Annotated in this window: 4 protein-coding genes; 3 read left to right on the top strand and 1 reads right to left on the bottom strand. The window is 69.1% G+C overall.

The window, feature by feature from the left end; all coding sequences use genetic code 11:
- Positions 1 to 2,974 (top strand): non-ribosomal peptide synthetase (locus tag D7X32_RS42670; RefSeq protein WP_147450489.1); only part of this gene is annotated, 2,974 nt, incomplete at its 5' end.
- On the top strand, positions 2,971 to 4,413 hold the full coding sequence (locus D7X32_RS42665; protein ID WP_158625865.1) for a glycosyltransferase: 1,443 nt from the start codon (positions 2,971 to 2,973) through the stop codon (positions 4,411 to 4,413). The genes D7X32_RS42670 and D7X32_RS42665, both read left to right, overlap by 4 nt.
- Positions 4,414 to 4,462: 49 nt before the next feature.
- Here D7X32_RS42665 and D7X32_RS47730 read toward each other — a convergent pair whose 3' ends face one another.
- Positions 4,463 to 5,338 carry a class I SAM-dependent methyltransferase gene (locus tag D7X32_RS47730; RefSeq protein WP_279635665.1) on the bottom strand — a complete coding sequence of 292 codons (876 nt, stop codon included), beginning with the start codon at positions 5,336 to 5,338 and terminating at the stop codon, positions 4,463 to 4,465.
- Positions 5,339 to 5,447: 109 nt separating this feature from the next.
- On the opposite strand from D7X32_RS47730, the gene D7X32_RS42655 reads away from it, so the two are divergent.
- Positions 5,448 to 5,880, top strand: a 433-nt coding sequence (locus D7X32_RS42655; RefSeq protein ID WP_147450488.1) for a hypothetical protein, incomplete at its 3' end; no start/stop codon positions are given.

Raw genomic sequence — 5,880 nt, 5'->3', positions numbered from 1 at the left:
GAGCTACGGGGAGGTGGAGGGGAGGGCGAACCAACTGGCGCACCACCTGCGGGGCCTGGGAGTAGGCCCCGAGGTACGGGTGGGATTGTTGGTGGAGCGCTCGGTGGAGTGGGTGGTGGGGATGCTGGCGGTGCTGAAGGCGGGAGGCGCCTTCGTGCCGGTGGACGTGGCGCTGCCGGCGCTGCGGGTGGGCGAGTTGCTGGAAGAGTCAGGCGTCGCGGTCGTGCTGACGCGCGAAGCGCTGGCGGATGAGTTGCCCACGGGCAACGCGGTGCTCGCATGCATCGACGCGGATGCGGCGCGGATAACGAAGCAGCCGAAGACGCGACCCACGAAGAGGGTGGGGCAGGAGTCGCTGGCGTACGTGCTGTTCACGTCGGGAAGCACGGGCAAGCCGAAGGGCGTGATGGTGCGCCACGGAGGCCTGGCGAACATGGCGCGAGCGGTGGCGGAAGCGCACGGGGTGAAGGCAGAGGACCGGGTGCTGCAATTCGCGTCGCCGGGCTTCGACGCGTCGGTGGCCGAAGTCTTCTCGACGCTGGCGGCCGGAGCGAGCCTGTGCCTGGCGCCGAGAGAAGCATTGATGCCCGGAGGGGCACTCGAGAAGACGGTGAAGCAGTTGGGCGCGACGGTGGTGACGCTGACGCCGACGGTGCTGGGACAGGTGGAGGACGGAGGCCTGGACGGAATCCGCACGCTCATCTCCGCCGGCGAAGCATGCCCGCCCGCGCAGGTGAGCAAGTGGAGCGAAGGGCGGAGGATGCTCAACGGCTACGGCCCGACGGAAGTGACGGTGTGCGCCAGCGTGGCGACGCTGACACCGGAGCGGGTGACGGTAGGCAAGCCGCTGGGCAACGTGCGGCTGTACGTGCTGGACGAAGGGCAGCGTCCGGTGGGCGTGGGAGTGGTGGGGGAGCTGTACGTGGGAGGCGCGGGACTGGCGCGCGGCTACCTGGGCCAGCCCGGCATGACAGCGGAGCGCTTCATCCCGGATGGCTTCAGCGGGGAGGCCGGCAGCCGCCTCTACCGGACGGGCGACCTGGTGCGGTGGGGAGAGGACGGGGAAGTGGAGTACGTGGGCCGGCGCGACGGGCAGGTGAAGGTGCGCGGCATGCGGTTGGAGGTGGGGGAAATCGAAGGGGTGCTGGGGACGCACCCCGGGGTGAAGCAGGCGGCGGTGGTGGCGAAAAAGGACGCGACGGGAACGAAGCTGTGGGCGTACGTGGTGGGCGAAGTGGAAGCAGGAGCCCTGCGCGAATGGCTGCGGGAGCGGGTGCCTGAGCACATGGTGCCGTCGGTGTACGGCACGCTGGAAGCACTGCCGCTGACGTCCAGCGGGAAGGTGGACCGGGCGAAGCTGCCCGCGCTGACGGCGGACGCCATGCCGCGCACGCATGTCTTCGCCGCGCCGCGCACGCCCGTGGAGCAGCTCATCGCGGACCAGTGGGCGGAGCTGCTGAAGGTGGAGCGTGTCGGACTGTCCGACAACTTCTTCGACCTCGGCGGCCACTCGCTCATCGCCACCCAGGTCGTGACACGGCTCGGTGCGCTCTTCGGCCGGGAGCTCGCGCTCGCGGACCTCTTCGAGCGTCCCACGGTGCTCGCGCTGGCGGAGCTCCTCCAGACGGCCAGTGCCACGGAGGGCGCGAAGCCCCTTCCTCCCGTCGTCCGGACCCCGCCCACCGACACGCTGCCGTTGTCGTTCAGCCAGGAGGTCTACTGGTCCCCGGAGCAGGGCGGCGCTGAAAGCGCGCACAACGCATCTCCGGTCGTGCTGGGCCTGGGCGGCATGCTCGACGTGGCCGCCCTGAAGCGTGGCGTCGAGGAGATCGTCCGCCGTCACGAGAGCCTTCGCACGACGTTCCCCACCGTGGACGGCAAGCCCCGGCAGCACATCGTGCCGCCCGGTCCCGTTCCCTTCGAGGTGGAGTCACTCGACTCACTGCCCGAAGCGGCGCGGGAGGGGGAAGCCATGCGCCGTGCACGCGCGCAGATGGACCGCCCCTTCGACCTGGAGCGCGGGCCGCTGCTGCGCTGCCACCTGTACCGGCTCAACGCCGAACAGCACGTGCTGCTCGTCAACATGCACCACGCGGTGACGGACTTCGTCTCCTTCTCCGTCTTCGCGGGCGAACTCGCGGTGCTCTACGCCGCCTTCCGCGAGAGCCGCGAGTCGCCCCTGCCGGAGCTGCCCATCCAGTACCAGGACTTCACCCGCTGGCAGCACGCGTGGCTGAAGGATGGGGCGCTGGAGCGGCTGCGGACGTACTGGGCCGGGACGCTGTCGGGTCCACCGGAGGACGTGCGGCTGCCCCTGGACTTCCCACGCCCGGAGCGTGAGTCGTTGCGCGGCGCGAGCCTCGACCTCGTCCTGCCGCCGGAGCTCGTCGCCCGGCTGAAGCAGCTCTGCCGCGCCGAAGGCGTGACGCTGTTCATGGTGCTGCTGTCCGCGTTCCAGGTCCTGCTGTCGCGCCGGGCAGGCCAGGAGGACATCCGCGTGGGCTTCGCTCATGCCCAGCGTCCGCGCCCGGAGCTGGAGCCGCTGATCGGCATGTTCGCCGGCTACCTCGTCATCCGCACCCGGATGGAGCCGGGCGTCGCGCCGCGCGAAGCGCTGACCCGCGTCCGCAAGGCCTACCTGGATGCGTTCGCGCACCAGGGACTGCCCCACGCGGAGCTGGTCCAGGTGCTGCCCGGGCTCTGCCGCATGGGCTTCACCTTCTCCGACCGCGAAGGCAATGCTCCCCAGGTGCCCGGCCTCGCGGTGCGCCCGCTGATGCGCAGCCGGGGCTGGACGCTCTACGACCTGAAGCTCGGAGTCTCCGACACACCCGGCGGGCTCATCGCCACGCTCGAATACAAGGTGGACCTGTTCCGCCCCGACACCATCGCCGAGCTCCTCCACGAGTGGCGACAGGTGCTGCAGTCCTTCTGTGACGCCTTCCCCCCATCCATCTCGAGGAGCCAGCCATGACGCAGCAGCGGGTCAATCTTTTCATGGAGTCCGAGCCGTTCCGCACCGCCGGCGGCGTCGTCAACGGCCTCATCCTGGAGGACCTGAAGCAGCAGGGCCACGAGGTGACGGCGCACTTCAAGCACCGCCTCAGCGGCACCGACACGCCCATGCCGGTGGCGACAGCGGACCGGCTGCGCCGCATCCTGGCGGAGCCCCCCGCGGACCTCGCCATCTTCTGTGACCAGGGCCTGTGGATCCATCCGCCCAGCCCGCGCATCGCGCGCCGCTCCGTGGTCCTCTTTCACGGGCTCGTGGGCGGGCAGTCCCTCTGGCTTGGCAATCCCGCGGTGGACCTCTACACCACCTACTCACCGTACATGCGTGAGGCGCTCATCAGCCTGCTGACGCTGCCCGACGTGCGCCGCCGCACCTGCCTGGATCCCTCCGGCTTCGACAAGGTCGTGGACTTCCACGCGGGCCTGCCCTGCGTCGCCAGCCCCACCGGTGACGCCCGCATGCAGGGCTCGCAGCTTCCCACCCAGGTCCAGGAGGCGCTGGACGCCGGAGACGTGCTCGGCCACGCGCTGCAGCCGCGCAAGCCGGACTGGTACGCCGTCCTCAACATCCTCGTGCACCTCAACCTTCAGTCACGGGAGGCGAACGGGCCGCGCTACCGGCTCGTCGTCGACGCCGAGGACTTCGCCCTCATCGACTACTCGTACACTCACGGCTTCCCGTTCGACGTGAGCAGCGCCCGGTCCATGCTGGACGCGATGGGCTTCAAGATCTCCGACCTGCTCATCCCGGTGCGCTTCCTCAACCAGGCCGCGCTCTTCCGGCTCTTCGAGCTCACGAAGTTCGGGCTCTCCTTCAACATCTACCCGGAGCCCTTCGGCTTCTATCCGCTGGAGTCCGTCTACCAGGGCTGTCCCGTCTACACGAACGGCATCGGCAACAACCGCTTCAGCGTGCCGCCGGGTCACGGCATCCGCGTCTTCGACAACGTGGACATGGCCTTCGGCGATCCGTTCTCGTTCCAGGAGGTCGCGAACGCCATCCTGGAGGACGTCCGCTCGCGAGACCGCGTCACCCAGGAGTGCGCCCGGGGCCGCGACTTCATCACGCGCAACTTCGACCGGGACAGCTTCACGCGCACCTGGCGCAAGGCCCTGGCGCACCTGGACGCGCCCCAGCCCCAGCCCCGGCCTTTCGAGTCGCTCGTCGTGAAGCAGAGCCCCATGGTGCGGCGCGTGGAGGAGGAGACGGGACGCGTGGTCAGCGACTTCGAGCGGCTGACGCTGGAGCCCCGCGAGCTGGCCCTCCGCAAGGCCACGTTGGATCGCTCCATGGGCCAGGTGCTCGGTGACATGAACGAAGCGGATCAGGCGCTCTTGCAGGGCCTGTTCTCCCGGGGCGTGCTGACGCTGCGCCCCGAGGGTCACGTCTCCGGTCTGTGACGCAGGACGGCGGGGCATGGCGGACGGTGCCATGCCCCACCCACCGGCTTCAGGCCGGGTTCTTGCGGAGGATGACCTGGAAGCCCTTGAGCACCACCTCCAGGTGATCCGCGGCGGCGCTCAGGAACGCGTCGATGCCGATGTCCGGACGGGCGATCTTCGTATGCGGGGTGATCTGCGCCTGGGCCATGCCGTAGTCGTCGAAGATCATCACGCCACCCGGCTTGAGCAGCCGCCAGCTCAGCACGGCATCCTCCAGCGTGTCGTAGGCCTGATGCGAACCGTCCACGTAGATGAGGTCGTACGTGGGCTCCGGCGCCAGCTGGCGCAGCACCACCGACGACGCGCCCACCCGCTTCTCCACCCGCGCCTGGGCGCCGCTGGCGGCGATGTTCGAATCGAAGCGCTGCGCGTACTCGGCCGCGAACAGGTCCACGCAGGTGATGCGGCTGGACGCGTCCGTCAGCACGTTCTCCAGCAGCCAGATGGCGGAGCGGCCCTCATAGCTGCCGATCTCCAGCGCGCGCGTATCGGGCTGGCCCTTGAGCGGCGCCAGCGCCTTGCGCCAGTCGTCCTCGCACTTGGACATCCAGTCGGAGGAGAACTGATACCGCCCGACTTGACGCGCCGCGGGGTGCCGCTCCAGGTAGCCGTTGAGCGCGGTCTTCGTCTCGCCGGAGACCCACGGCATCTGCAGCAGCCGCTCCACCGCCACGCGGGCCGCCAGCCGCAGGTTGTCCGCGGACGTCGCATGCGGCCCCAACTGCGCCACCGAACCATCCTTCACCAGCGACCAGGCCATCTCCACGTCCCGCAACCAGGTCACCACCGCCGCGTTCGCGTCCGGCCCCGGTGCCTTCATCAGCTCCTGCACTCGCGACGCGAGCGACGAAACCTTCGAAGCAATCTCCACTCCTGGATTCACTACGACCGTCCTTTCACTGAAGGGCGTTGGGCGCCACTTGGGCCAATGGTAAAGGAATCCTCGTGTTCGTGGGAAAACCTCTAATCCTGCAACGGATGGTCCTGATTCCATGTCTGACACCCGCCTGTTGGTGACCTCCATCGTTCGTGTTTCCGGTACGGGTGAGAGCAGCGGTTTCGTCCGGTGGGTGAGCCTGCGGGAGCGCCGCGTGCTGAAGACGTGGCCCATCCTGGAGAGCCGCTTCCGCCAGTTCGACCTCAACCCCCGGGGCGGGCTCCGGGGGGGGCGGGGCATTGGCAGCACCGCGGATCGCCTCGTCATCGCGATGACGGACCGTCTGTACGTCTTCGACCGGCAGTGGAATCAGGTGGCGGAATTGACGCACCCGCTCTTCGGCGAGGTCCACGACATCCTGGTGGAGCCAGATGGCGTCTGGGTCACGGCGACGGCGTCGGACGCGTTGATCAAGGTCGGGTGGGACGGCCAGGTGCTGCGCTCCTGGAGCTGGCGGAAGGATCCGGCGCTGGCGGAGGCGCTGGGGC

Source organism: Corallococcus carmarthensis, assembly GCF_003611695.1.
GTDB classification, from domain to species: Bacteria; Myxococcota; Myxococcia; order Myxococcales; family Myxococcaceae; genus Corallococcus; species Corallococcus carmarthensis.
The sequence above is the reverse complement of the archived record's forward strand: the minus strand, read 5'-3'. Positions and strand labels throughout refer to the sequence as shown.